This window comes from Phreatobacter aquiterrae (assembly GCF_053471285.1).
Window position 1 is genome coordinate 54,088 of sequence record NZ_JBJPHW010000008.1, and the last position, 26,649, is coordinate 80,736.

Annotated in this window: 27 protein-coding genes; 16 read left to right on the plus strand and 11 right to left on the minus strand. The window is 67.2% G+C overall.

Annotation, left to right across the window (positions count from 1 at the left end; genetic code table 11):
* Position 1 precedes the first annotated feature (1 nt).
* The 6 genes from ACJ4V0_RS13435 to otnK form a co-directional block, all read right to left on the minus strand.
* On the minus strand, positions 2–235 hold the full coding sequence (locus ACJ4V0_RS13435; RefSeq protein ID WP_448300093.1) for a hypothetical protein: 234 nt from the start codon (positions 233–235) through the stop codon (positions 2–4).
* 102 nt (positions 236–337) lie between these two features.
* Positions 338–1,462: a serine hydrolase domain-containing protein gene (locus ACJ4V0_RS13440; protein WP_448300094.1), complete on the minus strand. Its 1,125-nt coding sequence runs from the start codon at positions 1,460–1,462 to the stop codon at positions 338–340.
* Positions 1,463–1,843: 381 nt separating this feature from the next.
* Positions 1,844–5,374, minus strand: coding sequence for an indolepyruvate ferredoxin oxidoreductase family protein (locus tag ACJ4V0_RS13445; RefSeq protein ID WP_448300095.1), 3,531 nt, complete (start codon positions 5,372–5,374; stop codon positions 1,844–1,846).
* Between the two features lie 225 nt (positions 5,375–5,599).
* Positions 5,600–6,385: a hydroxypyruvate isomerase family protein gene (locus ACJ4V0_RS13450; RefSeq protein ID WP_448300096.1), complete on the minus strand. Its 786-nt coding sequence runs from the start codon at positions 6,383–6,385 to the stop codon at positions 5,600–5,602.
* Positions 6,386–6,393: 8 nt separating this feature from the next.
* Positions 6,394–7,038 (minus strand): 3-oxo-tetronate 4-phosphate decarboxylase, encoded by a 645-nt coding sequence (gene otnC, locus ACJ4V0_RS13455; protein WP_448300097.1) that lies wholly within the window; start codon positions 7,036–7,038, stop codon positions 6,394–6,396.
* Positions 7,035–8,291, minus strand: a complete 1,257-nt coding sequence (gene otnK, locus ACJ4V0_RS13460; protein WP_448300098.1) for a 3-oxo-tetronate kinase — start codon at positions 8,289–8,291, stop codon at positions 7,035–7,037. Before otnK ends, otnC begins: the two co-directional genes overlap by 4 nt.
* A 210-nt stretch (positions 8,292–8,501) precedes the next feature.
* Here otnK and ACJ4V0_RS13465 point away from each other — a divergent pair, with 210 nt between their 5' ends.
* From ACJ4V0_RS13465 to sciP, 3 genes are all read left to right on the plus strand, one after another.
* Complete coding sequence (locus tag ACJ4V0_RS13465; protein WP_448300099.1) at positions 8,502–9,890, plus strand: flagellar hook-length control protein FliK; 1,389 nt, start codon at positions 8,502–8,504, stop codon at positions 9,888–9,890.
* 14 nt (positions 9,891–9,904) lie between these two features.
* On the plus strand, positions 9,905–10,558 hold the full coding sequence (locus ACJ4V0_RS13470; protein ID WP_448300100.1) for a flagellar hook assembly protein FlgD: 654 nt from the start codon (positions 9,905–9,907) through the stop codon (positions 10,556–10,558).
* 191 nt (positions 10,559–10,749) lie between these two features.
* Positions 10,750–11,025: a CtrA inhibitor SciP gene (sciP, locus tag ACJ4V0_RS13475; RefSeq protein WP_106749419.1), complete on the plus strand. Its 276-nt coding sequence runs from the start codon at positions 10,750–10,752 to the stop codon at positions 11,023–11,025.
* Positions 11,026–11,090: 65 nt separating this feature from the next.
* Here sciP and ACJ4V0_RS13480 read toward each other — a convergent pair whose 3' ends face one another.
* Together ACJ4V0_RS13480 and ACJ4V0_RS13485 are read right to left on the minus strand one after the other, a co-directional pair.
* Positions 11,091–11,600 (minus strand): DUF992 domain-containing protein, encoded by a 510-nt coding sequence (locus tag ACJ4V0_RS13480; RefSeq protein ID WP_448300101.1) that lies wholly within the window; start codon positions 11,598–11,600, stop codon positions 11,091–11,093.
* Between the two features lie 64 nt (positions 11,601–11,664).
* Positions 11,665–12,540, minus strand: a complete 876-nt coding sequence (locus tag ACJ4V0_RS13485; protein ID WP_448300102.1) for an alpha/beta hydrolase — start codon at positions 12,538–12,540, stop codon at positions 11,665–11,667.
* A gap of 274 nt (positions 12,541–12,814) precedes the next feature.
* Between ACJ4V0_RS13485 and ACJ4V0_RS13490 the strand changes: the two genes are divergently transcribed.
* The 7 genes from ACJ4V0_RS13490 to ACJ4V0_RS13520 all read left to right on the plus strand — a co-directional run bounded on the left by ACJ4V0_RS13490 (position 12,815) and on the right by ACJ4V0_RS13520 (position 18,785).
* Positions 12,815–13,006: a hypothetical protein gene (locus tag ACJ4V0_RS13490; protein ID WP_448300103.1), complete on the plus strand. Its 192-nt coding sequence runs from the start codon at positions 12,815–12,817 to the stop codon at positions 13,004–13,006.
* Between the two features lie 8 nt (positions 13,007–13,014).
* The gene (aztA, locus tag ACJ4V0_RS13495; RefSeq protein WP_448300104.1) at positions 13,015–13,752 is read left to right on the plus strand and encodes a zinc ABC transporter ATP-binding protein AztA; all 738 of its coding nucleotides are present in this window, start codon (positions 13,015–13,017) and stop codon (positions 13,750–13,752) included.
* 12 nt (positions 13,753–13,764) lie between these two features.
* Positions 13,765–14,631 (plus strand): metal ABC transporter permease, encoded by an 867-nt coding sequence (locus tag ACJ4V0_RS13500; RefSeq protein WP_448300105.1) that lies wholly within the window; start codon positions 13,765–13,767, stop codon positions 14,629–14,631.
* A gap of 24 nt (positions 14,632–14,655) precedes the next feature.
* On the plus strand, positions 14,656–15,582 hold the full coding sequence (locus ACJ4V0_RS13505; RefSeq protein WP_448300106.1) for a metal ABC transporter solute-binding protein, Zn/Mn family: 927 nt from the start codon (positions 14,656–14,658) through the stop codon (positions 15,580–15,582).
* A 63-nt stretch (positions 15,583–15,645) separates the two neighbouring features.
* Entirely contained in the window at positions 15,646–16,773 is a 1,128-nt protein-coding gene (locus tag ACJ4V0_RS13510; protein ID WP_448300107.1) for a CobW family GTP-binding protein, read from the plus strand.
* 187 nt (positions 16,774–16,960) lie between these two features.
* Positions 16,961–17,482, plus strand: coding sequence for a PAS domain-containing protein (locus ACJ4V0_RS13515; RefSeq protein WP_448300108.1), 522 nt, complete (start codon positions 16,961–16,963; stop codon positions 17,480–17,482).
* Positions 17,460–18,785, plus strand: coding sequence for a methyl-accepting chemotaxis protein (locus ACJ4V0_RS13520; protein ID WP_448300240.1), 1,326 nt, complete (start codon positions 17,460–17,462; stop codon positions 18,783–18,785). The genes ACJ4V0_RS13515 and ACJ4V0_RS13520 overlap by 23 nt, the downstream gene beginning before the upstream one ends.
* Before the next feature lie 39 nt (positions 18,786–18,824).
* Here the strand turns inward: ACJ4V0_RS13520 and ACJ4V0_RS13525 are convergent, their stop codons facing one another.
* On the minus strand, positions 18,825–19,316 hold the full coding sequence (locus tag ACJ4V0_RS13525) for a hypothetical protein (RefSeq protein ID WP_448300109.1): 492 nt from the start codon (positions 19,314–19,316) through the stop codon (positions 18,825–18,827).
* Positions 19,317–19,589: 273 nt separating this feature from the next.
* On the opposite strand from ACJ4V0_RS13525, the gene ACJ4V0_RS13530 reads away from it, so the two are divergent.
* Entirely contained in the window at positions 19,590–19,955 is a 366-nt protein-coding gene (locus ACJ4V0_RS13530) for a DUF1236 domain-containing protein (protein ID WP_448300110.1), read from the plus strand.
* A 60-nt stretch (positions 19,956–20,015) separates the two neighbouring features.
* Here the strand turns inward: ACJ4V0_RS13530 and ACJ4V0_RS13535 are convergent, their stop codons facing one another.
* The gene (locus ACJ4V0_RS13535; RefSeq protein ID WP_448300111.1) at positions 20,016–21,614 is read right to left on the minus strand and encodes an OpgD/OpgG family glucan biosynthesis protein; all 1,599 of its coding nucleotides are present in this window, start codon (positions 21,612–21,614) and stop codon (positions 20,016–20,018) included.
* A gap of 190 nt (positions 21,615–21,804) precedes the next feature.
* Here ACJ4V0_RS13535 and ACJ4V0_RS13540 point away from each other — a divergent pair, with 190 nt between their 5' ends.
* Genes ACJ4V0_RS13540 through ACJ4V0_RS13555 form a run of 4 tightly spaced genes read left to right on the plus strand, consistent with a single transcriptional unit; the run spans position 21,805 to position 25,283 of the window.
* Entirely contained in the window at positions 21,805–22,581 is a 777-nt protein-coding gene (locus tag ACJ4V0_RS13540) for an SDR family NAD(P)-dependent oxidoreductase (protein WP_448300112.1), read from the plus strand.
* 28 nt (positions 22,582–22,609) lie between these two features.
* Positions 22,610–22,924 carry an NIPSNAP family protein gene (locus ACJ4V0_RS13545; RefSeq protein ID WP_448300113.1) on the plus strand — a complete coding sequence of 105 codons (315 nt, stop codon included), beginning with the start codon at positions 22,610–22,612 and terminating at the stop codon, positions 22,922–22,924.
* Positions 22,925–22,933: 9 nt separating this feature from the next.
* Positions 22,934–24,490 carry an acetolactate synthase large subunit gene (locus tag ACJ4V0_RS13550; protein WP_448300114.1) on the plus strand — a complete coding sequence of 519 codons (1,557 nt, stop codon included), beginning with the start codon at positions 22,934–22,936 and terminating at the stop codon, positions 24,488–24,490.
* 40 nt (positions 24,491–24,530) lie between these two features.
* Positions 24,531–25,283 (plus strand): hypothetical protein, encoded by a 753-nt coding sequence (locus tag ACJ4V0_RS13555; protein ID WP_448300115.1) that lies wholly within the window; start codon positions 24,531–24,533, stop codon positions 25,281–25,283.
* An 87-nt stretch (positions 25,284–25,370) separates the two neighbouring features.
* Here ACJ4V0_RS13555 and irrA read toward each other — a convergent pair whose 3' ends face one another.
* A complete protein-coding gene (gene irrA / locus ACJ4V0_RS13560) occupies positions 25,371–25,889 on the minus strand; it encodes an iron response transcriptional regulator IrrA (protein WP_448300116.1) in 519 nt (172 codons plus the stop codon).
* Positions 25,890–26,097: 208 nt separating this feature from the next.
* On the opposite strand from irrA, the gene fabA reads away from it, so the two are divergent.
* Positions 26,098–26,610 (plus strand): 3-hydroxyacyl-[acyl-carrier-protein] dehydratase FabA, encoded by a 513-nt coding sequence (fabA, locus tag ACJ4V0_RS13565; protein ID WP_448300117.1) that lies wholly within the window; start codon positions 26,098–26,100, stop codon positions 26,608–26,610.
* Positions 26,611–26,649 lie beyond the last annotated feature (39 nt).

Genomic DNA, 26,649 nt, shown 5'->3' on the forward strand with positions numbered 1-26,649 from the left:
CTCAGCCGAAGGGTTCAGCGCGATGGGCTGACCGCAGGAACGCCACCGTCGCGGCGAGCCCGATGCCGACCCCGATAAGGGTCGCGACCAGCACGGCCTGGTCGCCGAGCTTCAGGAGGCTCGCCAGCGCCCAGCCGGTCGCCCCGCCGGCGCCGACGGCCTCCGAGCCGACGATGATCGTCGCGCCGAGAACGTTGATGACGTTGGTCCAGTTGGTCGTTCCGGCGGCGGCCATCAGGTGTCCTATCGACGCGCGTTCATACGTCGCATGTTGTGACGCCAAACGATGACGGGATCAAGTGCATCGCGCTCGAAAGCCCCGACAGGAAGCCTCTGCTCAGGCGAGCGACCCCATCACATGGCCGAACAGGGCGTTGAACTGCGTCTGGTCCGCCCAGCGGGCCACAATGACCATGTCGTTCTCCGGCTCGATCCAGATGATGTTCGAGCCCGCACCAAGGGCGAAATGGCTGCCCTCCGTGGCGTTCGGAAAGCGCGAGCGGCCGCGGTTCAGCCACCACAGGAAGCCGTAGTCCGGATTGGTGCGCGAGGGGGTGAGCATCTCGGCAATATAGGTCTTCGACAGCAGTTGTCGGCCGTCCCATTCGCCCCTGCGGCCGATGAGGAGCCCGAGCCGGGCATGATCGAGCGCCGAGATGAAGATGCCGCCGCCCCAGTGAGCGCCGCCGGGCACCGACTGCACCTTGCGGTCGCCGAGATCGACCCAGGAGGTCTCGTAGCCGTGCCATTTCCAGGTATCGGAAGCGCCGATCGGATCCATGATCCGCTCCTTCAGCACCTCCGGCAGGGCGCGGCCGAAGCGGCGCAACAGGGCGTAGGAGAGCACGTTCACCCTGACATCGTTATATTCGTAAAAGGTTCCGGGCGCCTTCAATTCGCGCTTCTCGCCCTTCCGGCTGTTATCGGCGCCGGCGCCGATCTGGCGGTTGTGGTCGACCTGGTCGGACTTGTCGAAGATGACGCCTTCCCACTCGCTCGACTGCTGCAGGAGGTGTCGCCAGGTGATCTGCGCGTTGTGGGGGCTGGCGAAATGCGGTCCGTCCACCGTCTTCGACACCGGCTCGTCGAGGTGGATGAGGCCGTCGTCGACCGCGATGCCGGCGAGGATGGCGAGATAGCTCTTGGCGATGGAGAAAGTCATGTCGACGCGGGACACGTCGCCCCATTCGGCGACAATCTTCCCACCCTTGACGATCACGCCTGCCGGCTTGCCGCGCGGCATCACCGGGCCGACGATCGCGCTCCACGGACCCGTCTCGTTCCATTCGACGATGCCGACATAACGGCCGTCGGGATAGTAGAGGCTGATCGGCCAGGGGCTCTCGGCCTTCTCAGCGAATGCGGTGGCGGCGGCAAGCCTTGCGGCATCAAAGCCGGCCGCGGCGGGCGCGATGCGCTCCCAGCCGGCGGCGACAGGGGAGGGGATGAAGGGCGATGTCATGAGGGGGTCCGAGCTGCCGGCAAAGCGATGCCTTGTCTCTGCCATGAAACAGGGAAGCGAGGTAGGCGCTGAGCGGCAGGGCCGCCTGCGTCGGCGGGCACATCCGGCTCCGGCGTGCTCCGCAATGGCCTGCACGACGCCAGTGCGTCCTTCGAGGCTCGCCTCCGGACGATGCTTGCGCATCGCCGGAGCTCGCACCTCAGGATGAGGGGAGTGGAGTGCTGCATCGGGCCCGGAGAAGCTTCGAAGGTATCGGCTGCCGATGACCCTGGTGCAGTGTTCAACCCCCTCATCCTGAGGTGCGAGCGGTAGCGAGCCTCGAAGGACGCACGTCGTCGATGCAGCCCACCGCCTACGGGATCCCGGGCGATCCAGGTCGTTTCACTCCGCCGCCAGCTTCACCTCAGGCTTCGGGCCGGCGCTGAACTCGGCGAGGAGCGCGGCCTCTTCCTTCTTCGCGACGTCGAGATGACGCGCCTTCACATGGCCAAACCCGCGGATCTTCTCGGGAATGCTAGCGAGGCCGACGGCGAGCGCATGGTTTTCGGGGGTGAGTTTCGCGACGATCTCGGCGACGAGCGCCTCGTACTCCCCGATCAACCGCCGCTCGATCTTCCGCTCATGGGTGTAGCCGAAGATGTCGAACGCGGTTCCGCGCAGGCCCTTCAGGCCAGCCAGCACCTTGTAGGCCGTCATCATCCAGGGGCCGAAGCTCATCTTGCGCGGCACGCCGGTGGCAGGATCGGCTTTCGCCAGCAGCGGCGGGGCAAGGTGGAACTCGAACCTGAGGTCCTGCCCGTCGAAGGTCTTCGCCACCTGCTTGAGGAAGTTTCCATCCGTGTAGAGCCGGGCGACCTCGTATTCGTCCTTGTAGGCCATCAGCTTGTAGAGGTAGCGGGCGACGGCCTCGGTCAGGCCCTGCTTGCCGGGGGCCTTGTCGGCCTCGGCCTTGCGCGTGGCCTCGACGAGGCGGCGGTAGCGCTCGGCATAGGCGGCGTTCTGGTAGCGGGTGAGCTGTTCCACGCGGCGGGCGATGATCTCCTCCAACGAGGAGGACAGCCGCTCGACGCCACTCGGTGCCGTGATCGGGGCGACCAACTTCTCGACAGCCGCGCGGTCGTGGGCGCAGAGACGGCCCCAGCGGAAGGCGGTGATGTTCATCTTCACCGCCTCGCCGTTGAGCTCGATCGCCCGCTCGATGGCCGCGGACGTCAGCGGCAGACCGCCGATCTGCCAAGCGTAGCCGACGAGGAAGAGATTGGTGGCGATCGAATTGCCCATGAGGGCGGTGGCGAGGCGCTGGGCGTCGACCAGATGCGTGGTCTCGCGGCTGGCATGGGAGATGATCGCCCGCTTCAGCCGTTCGGAGGGCAAGGAGAAGTTGGCGTCGCGTGTGAACTGGCCCGGCAGGGTCTCCACCGTGTTCACGACCACTTTGGTCGTCGGCTTCATGCCGGCCAGCGACTTCTTCCCGCCGGCGATGACGATGTCGCCCGAAAGGACGAGATCGGCGGAGCCCGCATGAACGCGAATGGAGTGGATGTCCTCCGGCACGCGGGCGATGCGCATGTGGGAGAAGACCTCGCCGCCCTTCTGGGCAAGGCCCGCCATGTCGATGAGGCCGACGCCCTTCTTCTCGAGGTGGCAGGCCATGCCGAGGATGGCGCCGACGGTGACGATGCCCGTGCCGCCGACACCCGCGATCATCACGTTGTAGGTGTGCTCGATGGTCGGGATCACCGGCTCGGGAAGTCCGGAGATGTCGGCCTCCGCCGCCATGGCGCGGCCCTTCTTCGGCTCGGCGCCGTGCACCGTGACGAAGCTCGGGCAGAAGCCCTTCACGCAGGAGAAGTCCTTGTTGCAGGACGACTGGTCGATGGTGCGCTTGCGGCCGAACTCGGTGTCCAGCGGCTGGACGGAGACGCAATTGGAGACGACGCCGCAATCGCCGCAGCCCTCGCAGACGGCTTCGTTGATGATGACGCGCTTCACCGGGTCGGGGAAGGTGCCGCGCTTGCGGCGGCGGCGCTTCTCGGCGGCGCAGGTCTGGTCGTAGATCAGCACGGAGACGCCCGGAACGCCCGCCAGTTCCCTCTGCACCTGATCGAGGTCGTCGCGGTGGTCGATGCTCGTTCCGGTCGGGAAGGCGATGCCAAGGCCGGCATATTTCGTCGGCTCGTCGGTGACGATGGCGATGCGCTCGACGCCTTCCGCCCGCATCTGCGCGGCGATCGCCGGCATGGTCAGGCCGCCCTCGTGGCGCTGGCCGCCGGTCATGGCGACAGCGTCGTTGAACAGGATCTTGTAGGTGATGTTGACCTTCGCGGCGACGGCGAAGCGGACCGCCAACGAGCCCGAGTGGTTGTAGGTGCCGTCACCGAGGTTCTGGAACACGTGGCCGCGCTTCGAGAACGGCGCTTCGCCGACCCAGTTGGCGCCCTCGCCGCCCATCTGGGTGAAGCCCTCGGTGTTCCGGTCCATCCACAGCGCCATGTAGTGGCAGCCGATGCCGGCATAGGCGCGCATGCCGTCGGGAACGACGGTCGAGGTGTTGTGCGGGCAGCCGGAGCAGAAATAGGGGATGCGCGTGGCGATGACCGGCGTCGTCTTCAGCACCTCCTGGGCGCTCTTCAGGCGCGCGACATTGGCGGCGACCTGCTCGTGGTGGCCGACATGCTTCAGCACGCGCTCGCCGATGCAGATGGCGACATCGTTGGGGTCGAGGGCGCCGTGGACCGGGAAGAGCCAGTCGCCACTCTCGTCCTTCTTGCCGATGACGATCGGCTGGTGTGCGTTGCCGTAGAGCTCTTCGCGGACCTGGACCTCGATGAGCGAGCGCTTCTCCTCCACCACGATGACCAGATCGAGCCCGGTGACGAAGGACCTCAGTTCGGCGGGATCGAGCGGCCAGGGGCAGGCGATCTTGAACAGGCGCAGGCCGAGGTCGTTGGCCTTCACCTCGTCGATGCCGAGTTCGTCGAAGGCCTGCCGGACGTCGAGATAGCTCTTGCCGGTGGTGATGATGCCGATCTTCGGCTGACGGCCGCCCGAGGTGATGATGCGGTTGAGCTTGTTGGCCTTGATGAAGGCGAGGGCGGCGGCGCGCTTGTAGACGTGCAGGCGCATCTCCTGCTCGTGCCGATCGTCGTTCGGACGGATGGAGACGCCGTCGGGCGGCATCTGGAAGTCGTCGTCGCCGGGCAGGATGATCTTCACCCGATCGACGGAGCCGTCGACGACACCGGTCGATTCGACCGTGTCCTTCATGCACTTGAGGGCCGTCCAGACGCCGGCGAAGCGCGACATGGCCCAGCCGTAGAGGCCGTAGTCGAGGATCTCCTGGGCACCGGCCGGATTGAGGATCGGCATCATCACGTCGACGAAGTGGAACTCCGACTGGTGCGCGACAGTGGAGGATTCGGCCGTGTGGTCGTCGCCCATGAGCGCCAGGACGCCGCCATGGGGTGAGGTTCCCGCAAGGTTGGCGTGGCGGAAGACGTCGCCCGAGCGGTCGACGCCCGGGCCCTTGCCGTACCAGACGCCGAAGACGCCATCGAACCTGCCCTCGCCGCGCATCTCGGCCTGCTGGGTGCCCCAGACGGCGGTTGCGGCAAGATCCTCGTTGAGGCCGGGTGTGAAGACGACATCGCTGGCGAGAAGGTTGCGCTGGGCCTTGAAAAAAGCCTGGTCGAGACCGCCGAGCGGAGAGCCGCGATAACCGGAGACGAAGCCGGCCGTGTTGAGGCCAGCGCGCCGGTCGCGCTCCTTCTGCATCAGCGTGAGGCGCACCAGCGCCTGCACGCCGGTGAGGAAGATGCGCTCCTTCGTCAGGTCGTACTTGTCGTCAAGCGACACGTCGTCGAAGCGGATGTCATTGGCGAGATCGGCCGATGCGGGGGGGAGCTTCGCCATCGCGCTGTCCTCTGGACCTCTTGGGGCTGACCACCCCGGAACCGGATAGGGCCGCCGTCAAGATGCCGGCGTCCTTAGGTCAAGAACGCTGTCACATTGGAATCGTTCTGTCGATTTCGTTCTCTGCAGACCGGGCGCAAGGAGATTGCGTAACAGCTTGAGCTCACTGTCAAATTTGCTGCGATGCACAACGATCGTTCGCGCCTGCGAGATGCGCAGGGCGCCTCAACCCAGGCTGACACCCAGCGTCTTCACCCAGCCGAGGCCGGCATCCGTGTCGCCGCGCGGGCGATACTCGGCACCGACCCAGCCCGCATAGCCTTTGGCATCGAGGGCGTCGAAGATGGCGCGGAAGTTGATCTCGCCCTCGTCCGGCTCGGCGCGGCTCGGTACTGCGGCGATCTGCACGTGGCCGATGTGGGGCCACCAGGCCGACAGGTTGGTCAGAACGTCACCTTCGGTGCAGCCGACATGGAAGACGTCGAACATGATCTTCACGTTTGGCTTGCCGACGCGGGCGATGATCTCGCCTGCGCCGCGCAGGGTCGAATAGAAGTAGCCGGGGGCGGCGCGCGGGCTGAGCGGCTCGAGCAGCAGGGTGATGCCGTGCTCTGCGGCCTTGTCGGCGGCCAGCGACAGGTTTTCCACCAGCACGCCGGTGGCGGTCGGCCGGTCGGCCGGCTTCACCATGCCGGCCATAGCATGGATGGACGTGCCGCCGGCTGCGACCTGCCAGGCAATAGCCTGGTCGATGGCGGCCTGGAACTCCGCCTCCCGGCCAGGGAGCGCGCCGAGGCCGTTCTCTCCCTTCGCCGTGTCGCCCCTCACCGTGTTGACGCCGAGCACGACGAGGCCGAGCCGGTCGCAGGCGGCTCGCACGGCCTTCGGGTCGGTGTCGTAGGGCCAGTGCATCTCGATGGCGCGGAAGCCGGCCTTCGCGGCCGCCTCGATCTGGTCGAGGAGCGGCAAGCCCTGCCAAAGGAATCCGAGATTGGCGGAAAAGCGCGGCATGGCGTGTCCTATCCCCTGAGTTTGAACGTCGCCTCAAGGTCGGCGATCTCTTGTGGTGCGAGGTGGCGCACGGCCATGCCGCGCGTCAGCAGCACCAAGCGGGCCGTCTCCTCCAGTTCCTCCATGGCGAAGACGGCGCTCTCCAGGCTGGCGCCAGCGACGACCGGTCCGTGATTGGCGAGGAGGATGGCCGGATGGTCCGGCGCCTTGGCGCGGATCAGCGGTGCGACATCAGCCGAGCCCGGTCGCGTGTAGGGCACCACGGGAACCTTGCCGACCCGCATCACCACATAGGGCGTGATCGGCGGGATGGCATCGTCCGGATCGGTGTCGGCGAGGCAGGAGAGGGCGGTTGCGTGGGTCGAATGGAGATGGACGACGGCGCGCGCCGAGGGCCGCGATTCATAGAAGGCGAAATGCAGCGGCAGTTCCTTGGTCGGCGGGTCGCCGTCGACGTGCTTGCCGTTCGCGTCGAGTTTCGACAGGCGCTCAGCGTCGAGGAAGCCGAGGCAGGAATTCGTCGGCGTGAAGAGATAGCCGTCGGCCAGCCGAACACTGAGATTGCCGGAGGAGCCCGGGGTGAGGCCGCGGTCGAACAGCGACTTCCCCCAGCGCACCAGCCCATCGCGGGCCTTTTGTTCTTCCTCGCTCATGCGTCACCGAGCGCGGCGAGCGCCTTGTCGTAGAAGTCGAGCGCGCCGAAGTTGCCGCTCTTGAGGGCGAGGCGGATGGGGCGTGGGCCTTCTGCCGCCAGCGCCGGCACGCCGGGATCGATCTCGGGACCGATGTGGAAGCGATCCACCTCGAGGGCCGTGACCACGGCTCCGGATGTCTCGCCGCCGCCGACGACCAGGCGGGCGATGCCGGCATCGGCCAGCATGACCGCGAGTTCGCCGAAGAAGCCCTCGATGGCCTCGGCAACGGCATCCTTGCCGTAGCGCTCCTGCGCTGCCTTCACGTCGCTCGGATCGGCGGAGGAATAGACCATGGGGGCGTGGCCGATGCGTTCCATCACATGATCGAAAGCCTTGCGGGCGGTCATCACACCGCTCATCACGTCGTCGGGCATCACGGCAAGGCCCGGATGTTTCGCCGTGTAGGCCTTCACCTGCGCGCGTGACTGGCCGGAGCAGGAGCCGGAGAGAACGGCCGCGCCGCCGCGTCCCGGCGTGAAGCCGGTGCCGTGGCCGGAGAGCAGGCCGTGCTTGCGGAAGTTGTCGGGCAGGCCGAGGGCGATGCCCGAGCCGCCGGTGACGAGCTTCGCCCCGCCGATGGCCCCGCCGATGGCGAGAAGGTCCTCGTCGGCCACCGCGTCTACCACGGCGAGCCGGCGGCCCGCCTGGGCTTCCTCCGCGAGGGCGATCTGGATGGCGTCGAAGCCCTGACGCACCACCGAGAAGGGCACGAGACCGACCTCCCCCTGCGTCTGGTGGGAGAGCCAGCGGCGGATGTCCGGGTCCGTCATCGGGGTGAGCGGATGGTTCTGCATGCCGCTCTCGCTTAGCAGGACGCCGTTGACGAAGAGATGGCCGTTGAACAGCGTCCGTCCCGTCGCCGGAAAGACCGGGCAGACGACGGCGACATCGGCGCCGAGACGCTCGGCCAGGGCCTCGGCCACGGGACCGATGTTGCCTTCCTTTGTGGAATCGAAGGTCGAGCAGTACTTGAACAGGATCTGCGTCGCGCCCTGGGCCAGCAGCCATTCGCAGGCGGCGAGCGATTGGGCGACGGCCTCGGCGACCGGAATGGTGCGGCTCTTCAGTGCGACGACGCCGGCCTCGCATCCGGTCGGGGCGGGTCCTTCGGGGATGCTGACGAACTGCATGGTCGCCATGCCGCCCTTGGCCAGGGTGTTGGCGAGGTCGCTCGCGCCTGTGAAATCGTCCGCTATGCAGCCGAGAAGCATGGGGCCCGCCCTGGTTCTTGTCCTTGCGACTGGTCTAACCGTTTGAAACCGGCCCGGCAATTCTTGCCGCGCACGGCAGGCTTTTCCCGCCTGCGGCGCGCCGTCGATCCCGCTCGGCGGCTGATATTGCATGGCTTTTCGCGCCGGCTGTCGTGGCCCGTCCCTTGCTGACGATGATCATGGATCGTTTTCGGTCGCATGAGGCATGTCGTGGCGGCACCATCAGCTTCCCCCATCAGCAAGGTTCAGCAGGGCGCTGCGGTCGCGCGCGCTAGCCAGCCATCGCGCCAGTCGCAGCCAGCCACCTCCTTCGCCGAGGCACTGGAGGCCCAGGAGCGCCAGTTGGGCGAGCCCGAGCGGGACAGCCGCGTGTCGCGGGCGCGCCAGCAGCGCCGGCCTGCCGCCGATGCTGGAGAGACGAACACCGCCATCGAGGCAGCCCGTCCGCAGACCGTCTCCGGCCAGCCGGTGAAGGAGCCGGACGACAAGATGAAGGAGACCGCGAAGCCTGCAGGCGAGGGTTCGGGTGAGGCTGCACAGGGCGAGACCGCTGCCGGCGAGAAGCCGGCCGAGCCGACCGTGACAGTCGAAGCCCAGGTGGCGGAAGTCGCCGCACAAACAATGCAGGCGGAGCCAGCGGCCGTTCCGGTGCAGGCACCTGCCCCGGCGGTTGCCGAATCTGCCGCCGCGGCGTCGCCGGAGGGCATCGTGGCCATTGATGCCGCGGATGGACCCGACGCCAGAACCGCGTCGCCGCAGGCGGCCACCGATGCATCGGTGGCCGATGTCGCGCCCGTGCCGGAGACCGGTGCCAAGCCCGATGCCAAGCCCGATGCAAGCAAGGCGGCCGCCGCCCTGCCGGCTCAATCCGCGGCGGTGGATGCGGACAAACCCGCCGCTAAGGAAGCCTCCGCAGAGCCGGTCGCGCCGCCCTCGGCGAAGACCGAAGTGGCCGACAAGGTCGCCGCCAAGGCAGATGTGCGATCTGCCGAGCCAGGCGCCGCCGCCTCGTCCGAATCTGCTGCCCGTCCCGCCGCAGCGGAGACCGCGCAGGCGCAGCCTGCGACGCAGCCATCGACGCCGCAGACCCCGACGGCCGCCGCGAGCCCGACATCCTTTGCCGCTGAAGTGGCGCAGAAGGTTGCCGCCCAGACCAGCTCGGCCGGCTCGGTTGTCCCGGTTCACGCGCTTGCCGTCACTATCGCGGCCCGCGCCAATGCCGGAACCACCCGCTTCGACATCCGCCTCGATCCCGCGGAACTCGGCCGCATCGACGTCCAGTTGACCATCGACCGCGAGGGCCGGGTCAAATCGAAACTCGTGGTGGAAAAGCAGGAGACGCTCGACCTCCTGCAGCGCGACCAGCGCAACCTCGAACGCGCCCTGTCGCAGGCAGGCGTGCAGACCGGGGACAACAGCCTCGAATTCTCCCTGAAGGACCAGGGCAGCCAGAATGCCCGTGATCGCCAGGCCGAGGATGGGTCCCATCCCCGGCAGGTCGTCATCGAAGACCCCGACACCGTCGCCGCCCTTCAGGCGAGCGCCGCCACCTATGCCCGAGCCGCCGCCATGCGCGGCGGCGTCGACATCCGGATCTGAAAGGAAGGCGCGAGATGGCCACCACCTCGTCGGTCTCGAACACAACGACCACGTCGGCGACCGGCACGGCCCAGTCGCGTCTGTCGAACAATTTCGACACGTTCCTGCAACTGCTGACCACGCAGCTGAAGAACCAGGACCCGACCCAGCCGATGGATGCGAACCAGTTCACGCAGCAGCTGGTGCAATATTCGCAGGTCGAGCAGCAGATCGCGACCAATTCCAAGCTCGACAACATGATCGCCGCCTTTACGGGCAACCAGACGACGACCTCGCTCGGCTATCTCGGCAAGACCGTCACCTATGACGCGAGCACGGTGTCGCCGACCTCCACCGGTGCGACCTGGACCTTCACGCCGGCGCAGAGCGGCGAGTATACGGTGCGCATCCGCGACTCCAGCGGCGTGGTCGTCCAGGAGAAGAAGGTTTCGCTGACGGCAAACCAGTCGAGCGAATACCAGTGGGACGGCAAGCGCTCGGACGGCCAGTCCATGGGCAGCCAGCCCTACACGATGGAACTCTACAGCGGGACCGGCACGGCGACGACGCAGGTCGCGGTGACCCACAAGGGCCAGGTCAGCGCCGTCGACATGTCCACCGGAACGCCGCGCGTCACGGTCGGCAGCCTCAACATCCCGCTCGCCCGCATTCTCGGCATCGCACTCTGACAGCCACGGATCCGGCCGATGACCCTCACCGGACCAGAGACGACTGATGCGGGACCGAAGCTGCCCCGCCGTGAATCGATCGCCCGTCAAGTTGAATTTCTTTGTCGTTTCTCATTTAGGCCAAATTTAACAACCTGCCGGTATTCTCTTCCCATGACGTGGTCAGTCGCGTGCGTTGTGTGAGAGTAAGTATGACCGAGCCCATGCGTCCCAGGGTGAAATATGTGATCGGACCGGACGGCAGTCCGCTGACGATCGCTGATCTGCCCCCGCCCGACACCCATCGCTGGGTGATCCGGCGCAAAGCCGAAGTGGTCGCTGCCGTGCGCGGCGGGCTCCTGAGCCTCGAAGAGGCGTGCAAGCGCTACACGCTCACCGTCGAAGAATTCCTCAACTGGCAGGCCTCGATCGACCGCCACGGGCTGGCCGGCCTGCGCACGACGCGAATCCAGCAATACCGCCAGTAATCAGCGACTTCGCATGACAACGCCGGCCCCAGTGGAGCCGGCGTTTTCATGCGTGATGGATCGCGTCAGCGCAGCGATGCGCGGCGGAGACTGAGGGTGCCGACGCCGAGCGCGAGGTTGAGGCCTGTCTGGGCCTGCACCGACAGCGGCTGCAGCGCGACCGTGTCGCGCGAGCCGCCGACGAGGGCGTTGGCGCCGAGGCCGACGGCGACGGTGGCCTGCGCACTCGCGCCCGAATAGTTGCCGGCCAGCTGTGCGGGAGCCAGACGCCGGGTCGGGGCGAAGACCGTCCACGCCAGAACGCCGCGTCCGGTCACGCCGATGTCGAGGCCGACGCGGCTGAATGCCCCCGCGTAGGCTTCACGCCTGCCGCGGCCGTCCGGCCGGAAAAGGCAGCTCATCTCGCGCCGCGATCCCACGATGAAGCCGACCGCCGGCGCCACGTTGCATGTCAGAACGCCGACGCGCACGGGCCGCTGCTGGGCTTCGGCCGTGGATGGCAGGGCGAGGCCGGCCGCCAGAAGGGCGGTGCCGGCGAGGGCAAGATTTCGAAATTGGAAGGATCGATGGGTCATGGCGTGCTCCGATGGTGTGTCTGTCTCCTGTTCAACGCGCCATCGCCCGGAAGGTTGCCCTGCCTCACAAGGAAGGCGGGACGCGAGCGCCGATCCAGTTCGCCATGGTTTCGAAAAAGCGTGATCGGGCTGGTTCCGGAGAGAGGGTCAGGTCGTGAATGCCGTCCCGAATCTGCGCGACCGTGACGTCGGGTCCGAGGCGCGGGGCCCTCGCGACGATCTGTGCGATGTCGAGGACACTGTCAGTGGACATGATCGCGTCGTGCCAGCGGTCGTTCGGACCGCTCGCCGTGGAACAGCACACGAGGACGGGGACACCGATGGCGAGGCCGGCCGCCAGTTCGGCATGGCCGCGGCGGACGGCGCGAAACCATCCGGTGCGAACGGGAAAGCCGTCGATGGGTTTCCAGCTCAGGTCATAGTCCCACTCGCCAGCGCCGGATCGGTGAATGCTGCGGCCGTAGTGCGGTCCGAGGCCACTGACCACCACGGACGGAGAGACGGCGCCGATCACGTCGATGGCCGCGGTGACGGGCCCGCGCAGCAGCCAGCCGCCGGCGAGATCGAACCACGGGCTGTTCATCACCATGGCGTCGATGGACCCGCGTCCGTGCCTCCTGTTGGCCCAGAGCGCCGTGATGAGCCCGCCGGTTGAATGGGCCATGACCACAAGCCGGTCGTAGCCCAACTCCTGCCGAAGGATGCCGACGGCGGCGTCGAGCTCCTCGTCATAGACCGCGAGGTCGGTGCAGAAGTTCGGGATCTGCCAAGTCCGCATGGCGCGTCCATACCGGCGCAGATCGAGGGTGTGGAAATCGAAGCCCAGCGTCTCCCAGCGTTCCGCGAGATGCGTCTGGAAGAAGTAGTCGCAGTAGCCATGGACATAGAGGACCGCGCGCCGCGACCGCGGTACTCCGCGCCGCTGGACCAGCGTCGCCACGACCTCCTCGCCGCCGTCGGGAGAGAGCGGCAGCGTCCAGGCGAGCCAGTCGCCGTCGAGGATATCAGGCGCGGCTTCCAGTCAGGTCGTGGTGGTCTCCGGGACGCAAGGCGTCGGCACAATTCAGGATTGGCAGGCGTCGCAGCCGGGCTGCGATGCGGTCGATGCACGTGAGAGACATCGTTCACCGTCACAGGCGGATCGCGAGGACGCGGTTGGACGTCGCTGCTCTGATACTATATAACTTACCCTTCACTAAATTGGACACTGCACCTTGGCTGCCCACGCTTCGTCCGCCGGTGAGCACGATCACACCGGCCATCATCATGACGAGGGTCACGCGCATCGCCGCGCGCGACCCTCCGCCACCGTGTCGGCGCTCACCATGTCCGTCGCCGGACGCCTGATCATTGCGGGCAGCCTTGCCGCGGTGCTCTGGGTGCTTGTCCTCTGGGCCATGGGCTGAGGCCGTCGATGTCCGCCATCCGCATCCGCAACCTGACTCTCGGCTATGATCGCCACCCGGCCGTCCATCACGTCGACGGGACGATCGAGGCGGGAGCCCTGCTGGCCGTCGTCGGCCCCAATGGGGCCGGCAAGTCGACCCTGCTCAAGGGACTTGCGGGTGCGATCAGCCCGCTCAGCGGCGCCGTCGAGATGGCCGCCACCGACCGCCGCGCCATCGCCTATCTGCCGCAGGCCGCCGAGATCGACAGGACGTTTCCGATCACGGTCATGGAGATGGTGGCTATGGGCCTGTGGCGGCGCACGGGCCTGTTCGGCGGCCTGTCGAAGGCGGACACCCGGGCGGTCGAACAGGCCCTCGCAGCTGTCGGCATGACCGGCTTCGAGGCGCGGGCGATCGGCACGCTGTCAGGCGGGCAGCTCCAGCGCATGCTGTTCGCGCGCCTCCTCGTCCAGGACGCCCAGCTCATCCTGCTCGACGAACCCTTTACGGCGATCGACGCGAAAACTTCCGCCGACCTCCTCGATCTGGTTCGACGGTGGAATGCGGAGCACCGCACGGTCGTTGCCGTGCTGCACGACATGGAGACCGTGCGCCAGGCCTTCCCGCAATCGCTCCTGCTGGCGCGCCGCGCCATCGCCTGGGGTCCGACCGACGAGGTGCTGACGCCCGAGAACCTGCTCGCGGCGCGCCGCATGACGGAAGCCTTCGACGATCACGCCGGCATCTGCGCCGAAGCGGCGTGAAGGCTGCTCTCTATGTATGACGCCCTGATCGGCCCCTTCGTCGAGTTCGAGTTCATGCGCCGTGCGCTGGCCGGCGCCATCGCCCTGTCGCTGGGCGGCGCGCCGGTCGGCGTCTTCCTCATGTTGCGCCGCATGTCGCTGATGGGCGATGCCATGGCCCACGCCATCCTCCCGGGGGCCGCGGTCGGTTATCTGCTGTTCGGGCTGGCGCTGGTGCCGATGACGGTGGGCGGCATCGTCGCCGGTTTCGCCGTCGCGCTGACAGCCGGCCTCGTCGCCCGTTTCACGGCATTGAAGGAGGATGCCTCGCTGGCGGCCTTCTACCTCATGTCGCTGGCCCTCGGGGTCATCATCGTGTCGATGCGCGGCTCGAACGTCGACCTGTTCCGGGTGCTGTTCGGCTCCGTTCTGGCGCTCGATGATCCGACCCTCATCCTGCTGGCGACAATCACGACGGTGACCCTTCTGGCGCTCGCCGTGTTGTGGCGGCCGCTGGTTCTCGACTGCGTCGATCCCGGCTTCCTGCGCTCGGTCTCGCGCGCGGGCGCGCCATCGCACCTCGTCTTCCTGGCGCTGGTCGTGCTCAATCTGGTGGCCGGGTTTCATGCCCTCGGCACACTGCTGGCCGTCGGCCTCATGATGCTCCCGGCCATCGCCGCCCAGTTCTGGGGTCGCAATGTCACGGCTCTGGCGGCCATCGCCATCGGTTTCGGGATCATATCGGGCTATGCAGGGCTTGTGTTATCTTATAACATGTCGACACCTTCGGGTCCTTCGATCGTCCTCATGGCGGGGGTGATTTACCTGGTGTCGCTCGTCTTCGGTCCTCATGGTGGTCTTGTTCCCACCTACTGGCCGGCCCGGCACCGCGAGGCCTGAAGTCCCGACCAGAGGACGTTTCGCATGTTCACGCGCCGCCACGCCGTTTCGGCCCTTCTCTCCGCCCCGCTCCTGAGCCATCGCACCCTGGCACAGGCGACGACGCCCCTGCCGGTCGTTGCCACCTTCTCCATCCTCACTGACCTCGTCCGGCAGGTGGGGGGCGAGCATGTCGCAGTGACCAGCCTCGTCGGCCCGGACGGCGACGCTCATTCCTACGCCCCGACACCGGCGGATGCGCGTGCTCTGGCTGCCGCAAAGGTGGTGGTCGTCAACGGCCTCGGATTCGAAGGCTGGATGAGCAGGCTCGTGCGCTCGTCGGGCACCCGCGCGGCGGTCGTGACGGCGTCGACCGGTGTCACGGCGCTGAAGGCCGCCGGGGGCGATACCCATGGGCACACGCACGGCCACTCCCACGGCGCGAACGATCCGCACGCCTGGCAGGATGTCGCCAATGTCCGGCTCTACGTGAAGGTGATCGTGGCTGGCCTGTCGCAGGCGGACGCAGCCCATGCGGAGGCCTTCGTGCGCAATGCAGCGACCTATGACGCGATGCTGGAGGCGCTCGACAGGGAGATCCGTGCGGCCATCGGGGCCATTCCCCGCGAGAAGCGCAGGCTCCTGACCACGCATGATGCCTTCCGCTATTTCGCCAGGGCCTATGAGGTGGACTTCCTCGCGGTGCGCGGCGTGTCCTCGGAATCGGAACCCTCGGCCCGCGAGATTGCCGCCCTTGTCCGGCAGATCCGCCAGGGCAAGGTCACGGCGCTGTTCATGGAGAACATCTCCGATCCGCGCTCCATCCAGCGTATTTCGGCGGAGACGGGTGCGCGGATTGGCGGCAAGCTCTATTCCGACGCGCTGTCGGAGGCCGGCGGCCCGGCAGCGACCTATGTCGACATGATGCGGCACAACGCCCTGCAGATCGCGGGGGCTCTGGCGCAGGGCTGATCGCCTATTTCGCCCCGCCCGCTGCCCGCCTATATGAGCCCTGATCCTTTCCAGGCTGATGGAATGACCATGACCGACGCCTCGCCCACTACCGCCGCTCTCCAGAAGATCCCGGTTACCGTGCTGACCGGCTATCTCGGTGCCGGCAAGACGACGCTGCTCAACCGCATTCTCACCGAGAACCACGGCAAGCGCTTCGCGGTCATCGTCAACGAGTTCGGCGAGATCGGCATCGACAACGACCTCGTCGTCGGCGCCGACGAGGAAGTCTTCGAGATGAACAACGGCTGCATCTGCTGCACCGTGCGCGGCGATCTCATCCGCATCATCGAGGGGCTCCTGCGGCGCAAGGGCAAGTTCGACGCGATCATTGTCGAGACGACCGGCCTCGCCGATCCCGCGCCGGTGGCGCAGACCTTCTTCGTCGACGAGGAAGTGGGCGCCAGGACCGCACTCGACGCCGTCGTCACGGTGGCTGACGCCAAGTGGCTGCTCGACCGCCTGAAGGACGCGCCGGAGGCGAAGAACCAGATCGCCTTCGCCGACGTGATCCTGCTCAACAAGACCGATCTCGTCTCGCCCGCGCAACTGCGCGAGGTCGAGGCGCGCATCCGCGCGATCAACCCCTATGCGGTGCTGCACAAGACGCAGAAGTGCGCAGTGCCGCTGGAGGCCGTGCTCGGTCGCGGCGCCTTCGATCTGGAGCGCATCCTTGAGATCGAGCCGGCCTTCCTGCAGAAGGACGACGGCCACCACCATCATCACGGCCATGACCACGACCACCATCATGACCATGGCCATTCTCACGATCACGATCACGATCACGATCACGACCATGCCTGCGGCGCGGATTGCGACCACCCGAGCCATGGCGGCCTGAAGCACTATCACGACGAGCACATGCAGTCGGTGTCGCTGCGCACCGACAAGGCGCTCGACCCCGACAAGTTCTTCCCGTGGATCCAGGACCTGACCCAGGTCGAGGGCCCGAAGATCCTGCGCTGCAAGGGCATCGTGGCCTTCAAGGACGACCCCGAACGCTTCGTCTTCCAGGGCGTCCACATGATCCTCGACGGCGATCACCAGCGCGCCTGGAAGGACGACGAGAAGCGCGAGAGCCGCCTCGTCTTCATCGGTCGGGACCTGCCGATCGAGAAGATCCGCAGCGGTTTCGACAAGGTGACCGCCTGACGCCGGGCTGCCGGCTGCGCTTCCGAGGTCAACCCGATCCCGCGCGGCCGTCGGGTTGGCCTCGTGTCACTTGATGTCCCGCAAAACGCATGTGGTTGCAGCGTTTTTCATAGGGCAGGGGTGCTCCGCTAACCCCCTGTTCACCATTCCCCGCTTAGCTGTGGTCATCTCAATGGAGAGATAGTCCATGGCCAGGGTCATACGTCCGACCGGACGCGAGGTTTTCTTTGATCCGGCCGACATCATCGTGTCCAAGACGGACACGAAGGGACGGATCACCTACGCCAACGATGTCTTTCTCGCCATCGCGGGCTATTCCGAGAAGGAACTTCTCGGCGAGCCGCACAGCATCATCCGCCACCCCGACATGCCGCGGGCTGTGTTCAAGCTGCTCTGGGACATGCTGGCCCAGGGGCACGAGGTCTTCGCCTACGTGAAGAACATGGCGAAGAACGGCGACCACTACTGGGTCTTCGCCCATGTGACGCCCTCATACGATGCGAGCGGGCAGTTGGTCGCCTTCCATTCGAACCGTCGGGTGCCCAGGCGCTCGGTCATCGACACGATCACGCCGATCTATGCCGATCTCCTGCGCCTCGAAGCGAGCCATCGCAACGGCAAGGAGGCGCTGGCCGCCAGTTCCAAGGCGCTGGCTGACTTCGTCACCTCGAAGAACCTGGGCTATGATGAACTTGTCCTCGCTCTCTAAGGCTTCCGCCTCGGCCGGTTTCGCCGGCGCTGCCGTCATCGGCGGCCTCGCTCTGGATTGGCTCGGTGCGGGATCGGCCGCGCGCATCGCGAACCTCGTCGCTCTCGCGGGCCTTGCCGGGGCAGGCTGGTTCCTTGCCGCGCTCAATCGTGACATCCGCCGCGCCAGCACGGTGATGAACGCCGTCGCCATGGGCGACTTCGAGGCGCGCATCCTGCACATCAACGACCGCGGCGCGGTCGGCACGCTGATGCACGCGGCCAACCGGATGATCGACCGCTGCGACGCCTATGTCCGCGAATCCGCGGCCGCCATGCAGGCGGTCCGGTCCAACAAGTACTTCCGCCATATCCGCGAGGAGGGGCTGCATGGCGCCCTGCTGCTGGCGGCGCGCACCATCAACGAGGCGATGGTGGCCATTCAGGCGAGGGTCGGGGGCTTTGCCGTCGAGACCGGCAAGTTCGAGACGATGATCGCCTCCATCGTCAACAACGTCTCGGCTGCGTCCAACGCCATGGGCGAGACGGCCGGGCGGCTGAGCCAGGGGGCCGGCGAGACGCGCGAGCGCGCCGTGTCGGTTGCCGGCGTGTCGCAAGCGGCGACCGACACCATGGAAAAGGTGGTGACGGCGACCTCGGAACTGACCGAATCGGCCCGCAGCGTCGGCGATCAGGTCGGCAGGTCGGCGGAAATCGCCAGGATCGCGGTCGACAAGGCCTCGCAGGCGACCGAGACCATCAGCCATATGAGCCAGGCGGGCGAGCGGATCGGCGAGGTCGTCGAACTGATCACATCAATCGCGGCCCAGACCAACCTCCTTGCCCTCAACGCGACCATCGAGGCCGCACGGGCCGGGGAGGCGGGACGGGGCTTCGCCGTCGTCGCTTCGGAGGTCAAGTCGCTGGCGAGCCAGACGGCCGAGGCCACCAGCCAGATATCCGCCCATATCGCCGACGTGCAGGGGGCGACGCGCGCCGCCGTCGAGGTGATCTCAGAGGTCGGCCGGATCATCGCCGAGGTCGATGAGATCACCCGCGACGTCGCTGCCTCCGTCGAGGCGCAGACGCGCGCCACCCAGGGCATCGCCGTCCACATCGAACAGGCTGTGGATGGCATCCGTGGCATCGGGATCGACATCGAGGGTGTCACCCGCAATGCCGCCGAGACCGGGCAACTCGCCGAGACCACCCAGCAGGCCTCGGCCGGTCTGTCGGACCAGGCGGGACGCCTCGCCGCCGAAGTGCATGATTTCGTCGGCACCCTGCGCCGCGGCCCCATGGACCACCGGCGCGACGCCGCCTGAGGCAAGGCCACATGTGACGCGCGTGGCCGGTTGGCCTGATCAGCGCGCGGCCACCTGCGGCCTGCAGCGGGCAGGAACAGGCGTCGATTCCTCCCGCCGCTCCATGCGGAAGGTGGTGCAGCCGCGCGGGCCGATGACCTTTCCGGTGAGCCGCTGTCCCGAACGGTCGAACTGGCCCGAGAATCCGACGGTGACATAGTCCGGCGGCTGAAGGAGCCACTGTCCGCCGCGCAGGGTGACGCGGCGCGTTGCCGGATTGTAGGAGCCGGTCTGCAGGAAGCAGCCGGTGGGCACGCCAGGGTTTTCAGGCACTGCATAGAAGTGGAACAGCGCCTCGGCGCGTCCATCGCCCACCTCGGTGATGGTCAGCGAAATGCCGGTCAGGCCCTGGCCGCAGGTATAGGTGCCAACCCAGGGGCCGACGATGGACGCCTCGGCCGGAGCGTCGCCCGGTTGCCCCAGGTCCTGCGCATGCGCGCCCGATACGGCGATCGCCAGCGCGAGCGCCAGGAAGACTGGCCTTGTCCGCATTGTCATTCCTCCCGCCTGGGGCCTCAATGTCGGCGCCACCCGGAAAGCATACAGGCCCGATCGCGCCCGGGAAGCCGCCGGCGATCGAGGGCGAGCATCGGCGATACGGCTGCCCCTGAATGGTCACAGTTCATTCCGGAACAGGCCCAACCTCCTCACGTTGTTCACACGACGGCCAGTTCCACTCTCCCCTGAAAGGACAAGCGCCGCATTCCCTCCAAGAAAGGCCGCGGGATTCAAGAGATCCTGTGGCCCCGGCACGGAGACGATCCGATGAAGACGATTCTCATGGCTTCGGCCATCGCCCTTGCCGCCAGCACCGCCGCCTATGCCCAGACCGGCGGCAGCGCGCCGGGCGGTCGTCCCGACGCCAACGCGCCGCGCAACACCGGCAACATCAACGCTGTGAACATGGAACAGCAGCGCGTGATCCGCACCCACTGGCAGTCGCAGCGCCCGGCGGCGACAGTCCTGCCGAACGGCATGGTCGTGTCGCGCGGAACCGCCCTGCCGCAGGACATTGAACTGCGCGCCTTCCCGGCCGATGTTGGCATGACCGAGTACCGCTACATCGTGGTCGGCGAGAATCTCTATCTGGTGAGCCCGTCCGACCGTCGCGACGTGCAGGTCATCCAGTAATCGTCCCGTTCCTGCAACAAAGGACAGCGCCCGGCCTTGTGCCGGGCGTTTTCTTGCGGGTCACTCCACCTTCCAGGGGAAGGTCCAGGTCTCGGTGAGCGCCTTGGTGCCGGTGCGCAGGAAGGCCCTGAGATCGGCGGTCTGGCCGGCTTCGCCCACCACGTCGATCCCGGCACGGAAGCCGCGGGTCTGCGGGTTTGGCACGAGGAAGGTGCGGGTGATGCGGGCGTTGGTCGCCGAGGGCACAACCTGGACCGTATCCGGCTGGGGAAAGTGATAGTCGAGTTCGCCGCCGACGAAATCGATGATAAACCGCGTCGAATTGGCCGGCGCCTGCTCGCCCGAGCCGAGCGCGACGGGCTTGGTGCGGTAGGTGTTGAGGGCGAAGCCGCCGGGATGAAGCCGCGCCTCGTTCATCGTTGAGACGAGGCGATAGGCGAAGGTCAGCGTCTGGCCCTGTTCGATCGGACGGTTCGGCACCCAGTAGGCGACGATGTTGTCGTTCGTCTCGTCGGAGGTCGGCAGTTCGACGAGTTCGACGCGCCCGTCGGTGAATCCCTCGCGTGGTTCGACCCAGTAGCTCGGCCTCAGTTCGTAGGACAGATCGATGTCCTGGTAGTGCTCGAAGATGCGATCGCGCTGCATCAGGCCGAAGCCGCGCACCTGGCGGTCGGCGAACTGCGACACCTCCACCTGGCGCGGATTGCGCAAGGGGCGCCACAGCCACTCGCCGGTGTCGGAATGGATGAGAAGTCCATCGGAATCGTGCAGTTCCGGCCGGTAGTCGCCGAAGTCGCGCCGGTCGTTCTCCGCATAGAAGAACATCGAGGTCAGTGGCGCGACGCCGAGCTTCGGGATGGCGCGCCGCGGGAAAAGCGTGCAGCGGATGTCGACCACGGTCTCCTGCGCCGGGAAGACCGTGAACTGGAACGCCCCCGTCAGGCTCTCGCCATCCAGCAGCGCGTGGATCCGGCAGGACTGGGCCTCGGCCTGCGGCGTTTCGACCCAGAACTCGCGAAAGACCGGGAACTCCTCCTGCCCGGGCCCCGCCGTGTTGATGGCGATGCCGCGCGCCGACAGACCGTATTTCTGGCCGCGGCCGAGGAACCGGAAATAGCTGGCGCCGAGGAAGGAGATCAGTTCGTCGTGGACGCGCGGATCGTTCAGCGGGTGATGGATGCGGAAACCGGCAAAGCCGAGATCGACGGGAAGCGGTCGCTCGAAGCGGTTGCGGCCGTAGTCGAACAGGGCTGCGGCGTAGGGGATGGGGGTGGCGATGCCCTCGCGGATGACGTTCACCACCACAGGCGTGCGGTAGATGAAGCCCAGATGGAACATCTGCATGCGGAAGGGGCTACCACCCTGCTGCAGAAGCGAGCGTTCCGCACGGAACCGCAGGTCCCGGTACTGGTCGAAGTTCATGCCCGTCAGAACCGCCGGCAGGTCGGGGCGCGGCGCCTCGTAGGGCAGGCCGGCCAGATCGCGGGCGCGGCGCACGACATCTTCGAAGGCGAAGCGGGACTGGGGCTGCGGCGTCGTGGGCTGGGCCGGCTGCTGGCCGTTCTGCGGTTGCTGCGCCTGCGCCATTGCCGGCCAGGAAAGGCCGGCTGCGGCGATCAGCTTCAGGGCGTCGCGGCGGGCGAATGTCGGCAGGCGCATGATGCCTCTGGCTACTTCGATACACACTGCTACAGGGCAGATGAGGCGACATGCGGCCTTCCGGCGCGCGCCGTCAAGAGGGCGCCTGCGCCCGTCGAATCCGGCAACGCATCGCTGTCCACCGCGTGGCCGGCTTGCGGGGGCCGCGGCACCTTGCCAGTGTGCGCCGCCATCAACGGGAGACGCGCGCATGGCGCCGAGGGACCTTCTGGACATGACCGGCCGCGTGGCGCTGGTGACCGGTGCGGGCACCGGCCTCGGCGCCCGCTTCTGCATGGCGCTGGCCGAGCATGGCGCCGCCGTCGTCGCTGTCGCCCGCCGGGCCGAGAAGGTGGAAGGCGTCGCGGAGGCCATCCGCAAGGCCGGTGGCCAGGCGATCGCCGTATCCGGCGACGTCACCGAGTCAGCTTCCATCAAGTCGGCGTTCGAGGCTGCGGAGAAGGCTTTCGGCACGGTGGATGCGGTCGTCGCCAATGCCGGCATCGCGGTGCCGGGCCGCGCCGCCGAGATCTCCGACGAGGACTGGCGCAAGACCATGGCCACCAATCTCGACGGTGTGTTCTACACCGCCCGCGAGGCGGCCCAGCGCCTGCTCAAGGCGGGGAAGCACGGCGCCATCGTCAACATCGCCTCGATCCTCGGCTACGGGGTCGGCAAGGGCAACGCCTCCTATGCCGTCTCCAAGGCCGCCGTGATCCAGATGACCCAGGCGCTGGCGCTGGAGTGGGCCTTCAAGGGCATCCGCGTGAACGCCATCGCGCCGGGCTATGTCGTTACCGACATCAATCGGGACTATCTCACCGGCAAGGGCGCGGAGATGACCAAGGATATCCCCGTCGGCCGCTTCGGCCGGGAGGAGGACCTCGACGGCGCGCTGCTGCTGCTGCTGTCGGAGGCCGGCGCCTTCATGACCGGCACCACCATCACCGTGGACGGCGGCCAGCGCATCGGCCTGCGCGGCTCCTGAACGCGCCCATGACAGGAAGGGAACAGCCATGATCATCGACGAGCGCAGCTATACGTGCCACCCGGGCAAGGTGAAGTCCTTTCTCGACGTCTATGAGCGCCTCGCCAAGCCGATCCAGTGGCCGATCCTGGGTGAGCCAATCGGCTTCTTCGTGACCGAGATCGGCACCCTCAACCAGGTCGTGCACCTGTGGAAATACGACAGCATGGCCGATCGCGAACAGCGCCGCGCCAAGCTGGCCGTCGCTCCGAACTGGGGCGACTATCTCGACGCGGCGACGCCGTTTCTCCTGCGGATGGAAAACCGGATCCTGGTTCCCACCGCCTTCTCTCCGATGAAGTGATCCAGACTGATGACCAAGCCTATGAACGGGGCCGAGAGCCTCGTGCGCACCCTCGTTGCCGGCGACGTGACGGTGGCCTTCACGAATCCCGGCACGTCCGAAATGCACTTCGTGGCCGCCCTCGACCGGGTCGATGGCATGCGCTGCGTGCTGTGCCTGCACGAGACCGTGACGACCGGCGCGGCGGACGGCTACTGGCGGATGACCAACAAGCCGGCCTCGACCCTTCTCCACCTCGGTCCCGGCCTCGGCAATTCGCTCGCCAACCTGCACAACCTGAAGCGCGCGCGCTCGGGTGTGGTCAACATCGTGGGCGAGCATGCGACCTACCATCGTGAGTTCGATGCGCCGCTTACCTCGGACATCGAGGGCATTGCCGCCACCATGTCGCACTGGGTGAAGACCTCGATGTCGTCGAAGGACGTCGCGGCCGACGGCGCCGAGGCCATCAACGTCGCCATGCAGACGCCGGGCAAGATCGCCACCCTCATCCTTCCCGCCGATACCGCCTGGACCGAGGGCACCGGTCCCGCCAGCACGGCTCCGGTCGCCGCTCCCGCCAAAGTATCGGAAGATGCGGTCGAGGCCGCGGCACGTGCGATCGAGGCCGGCGGCAAGCCGCTGATCGTCATGGGCACCTGGGCTGTCCGCGAGAGGCCGATGGTCCACGCCGCGAAGATCGTCGCCAAGACCGGCGCGCAGATTCGCGCCGAGGGCTCGAACGGTCGCATCGAGCGCGGCGTCGGCCGCATGGCGCTGGAGCGGGTGCCCTATCCGGTGGACGTGGCGCTGGCCGCCACCAAGGGCGTGACGCACCTCATCCTCGTCGGCGCCAAGGCGCCGGTCGCCTTCTTCGCCTATCCCGGCAAGCCTTCGATCCTCTATCCGCCGGAGGCCGAGGTCGTGACGCTGGCGCATTTTCACGAGGATGCGGAGGATGCGCTCGCCCGCCTCGCCGAGCGCCTCGGCGCCGACAAGGCGACGCCGGTGCTGAACACGCCGAAGCGTCCCGACCTGCCGAAGGGCCATCTCAACCAGGATTCGATCGCGGCGGTGCTCGGACATCTGCTGCCCGAGAACGCCATCGTCACCGACGAATCGGTCACCACCGGCCGGAACTTCTTCAAGGACACGCACGGGGCTGCACCGCACGACTGGCTGTCGCTGACCGGCGGCGCCATCGGCGAAGGCCTGCCGCTCGCCGTTGGCGCGGCCGTGGCCTGCCCCGACCGCAAGGTGATCGCCCTTCAGGCTGACGGCTCGGGCATGTATTCGCTGCAGGCCCTGTGGACCATGGCGCGCGAGCGCCTCGACGTCACGGTCTGCATCTGGGCGAACCGCTCCTACGCGATCCTCAAGGGCGAACTCGCCAATGTCGGTGCGGAAAATCCGGGCCGGAAGGCGCACGACATGCTGTCTCTCGGCGATCCGAACCTCGACTGGGTGAAGCTTGCCGGCGGCATGGGCGTCGCGGCGACCCGCGTCGAGACCGCCGAGGCCTTTGCCGATGCCTTTGCCAGCGCCAACAAGCGCAAGGGACCGTTCCTCATCGAGGTGGTGATCTGATCGGCTCGCCTGTGGCGATGGTCTCGTTCATGATGATCGCGTGACCGGGACCTCTCCACGACCGCAGGCCTTCGCGGCCCGCTTCCTTCAGCTTCTGGGGGATGCGGGCTGGCGCATCGTGCTCCACGTGCTGCCCTATGCCCTTGCCGCCGGGGCGATCACGGAGGCGGCGGTGCGGCTGCGGCTCAGCCTCGGCTGGAAGCTTCCTCTGGTTCTGCTGCTGCTCGCCAGCCTGCACCTTGCCGTGCTGCTGGGCGCGCATGTCGCGACCCTCCGCCTCGCCCGGCGCAGCGGCGTCGAACCCGGGCCCGTCCGGCATCTTTTCGCCATGGCCGGGCGGATCTCGCTGGAAAGCGCGACGATCGCCGTCATCTGTCTGGTCGCCGCCCTGGCGCTCGTCGGCGCTCTCGATCTCGCCATCCTCGGGACCCAGCCGGCCGCTGCGGCGCGATGGCCTTCGATACTGCTGCGGGCGATCGTGACGCTCGCGGCCCTGTCGTTGATGATTGTGCTGCTCGCCGGCGGCACCGCCCTCTCAGCCTCGACCTTCGGCCAGTCGATCGGGTTCGCGGCCGCGGCGCGCCATCTGTTCCGTCGCTCGGAGCGCACGACCGGGATCGTTTGCACGGCAATCCTCGCCGGTACGGTGACGGTTTTTCTCGGCACCCGACTGTCCGGCGTGGCCGAGGTCGGGCCGGTCATCATCGCGGCCGTGCTGGCCAAGGCCGCCGGCTATCTCGCGGCGACGGTGCCGCTGTCGGTCGGGGCGGCGGCGATCGCCGCCGACGCCTGAGGGGCTACCCGCGTCAGCCCGGCATGAAAAAGGCCACGCGCCGCAACGGCCGTGGCCAGATTCGCCGAGTCATTGCCGCAAGCAGCGTCAGCGGCCGTCCTTGCGGCGCAGGCGCACCACGACGTCCACGCGCGCCACCTCATAGCCCTCTGGGGCGGCGGGGAGCTTGTCCACGGCCACGTGGGGACCGGGAATATCGAACACCGTGGTCTCGCCTTCGACGATGAAGTGGTGGTGATCGGAGAGGTTGGTGTCGAAATAAGCCTTCGAGCCGTCCACCGCGATCTCACGCAGCAGGCCCGCCTCGGTAAACTGGTGCAGGGTGTTGTAGACGGTGGCCAGCGACACCGGCACGCGCGCCTTGGTCGCCTCGTCATAGAGCATCTCGGCGGTGACGTGCCGGTCGCCCTTGGCGAACAGGATCCAGCCGAGCGCCATGCGCTGGCGCGTCGGCCGGAGGCCGACCTCGCGCAACATGCTGCGGACGTCGTGGATCGGACAGCCCGTCTTCTGCAGCAGGCTGACGCGATCGTGGGTCGACAGCTTGCTGTCGCCCGGCGGCGCAGAATCCTGATAGGTCAGGTCGATGAGAGTACGAACGGTCATCCCGTTATTCTAGGTAGAAGCGGGTTCATCTGCAAGGCATTCGCAATAGCCGCGCCGTTCCGCGCGATCCGGGCCAGCGCTGACGGCAGGGGTTCTCCACCGTCATCGCAATTCGCCGGCCGGCCTTTTGCCCCTCCGGGACCCCTGTGTTAGAGAGCAGCCCGATCGTGGCCGGGATTCCGGCAGACCAGAGGCGGACCCTGCAGGCATGAGCGAGCGCAAGTCGAGTTTCACCTACGAGGAATTGCTCGCCTGCGGGCGCGGCGAGCTGTTCGGTCCCGGCAATGCGCAGCTGCCCCTGCCGCCCATGCTGATGTTCGACCGCATTACCTCGATCGGCGAGGATGGCGGCGCGCACAACAAGGGTCACGTGGTCGCCGAATTCGACATCAAGCCCGATCTCTGGTTCTTCCCTTGCCATTTCAAGGGCGACCCGGTCATGCCGGGCTGCCTCGGCCTCGACGCGCTGTGGCAACTGACCGGCTTCCATCTCGGCTGGCTCGGCCTTCCGGGGCGCGGCCGGGCGCTCGGCGTCGGTGAAGTCAAGTTCTCCGAGCAGGTGCTGCCGACCACGAAGAAGGTGGTCTATGGCGTCGACTTCAAGCGCATCTTCAAGTCCAGGCTCGTGCTCGGAATCGCCGATGGCTGGTTGGAGGCCGACGGCAAGCGCATATATGAGGTCAAGGATATGCGCGTCGGGCTGTTCGGCTCGGCTGCCTGATCTCCTGAATCGCCCCATTCCGGCCGCGCCCGCCGCGGC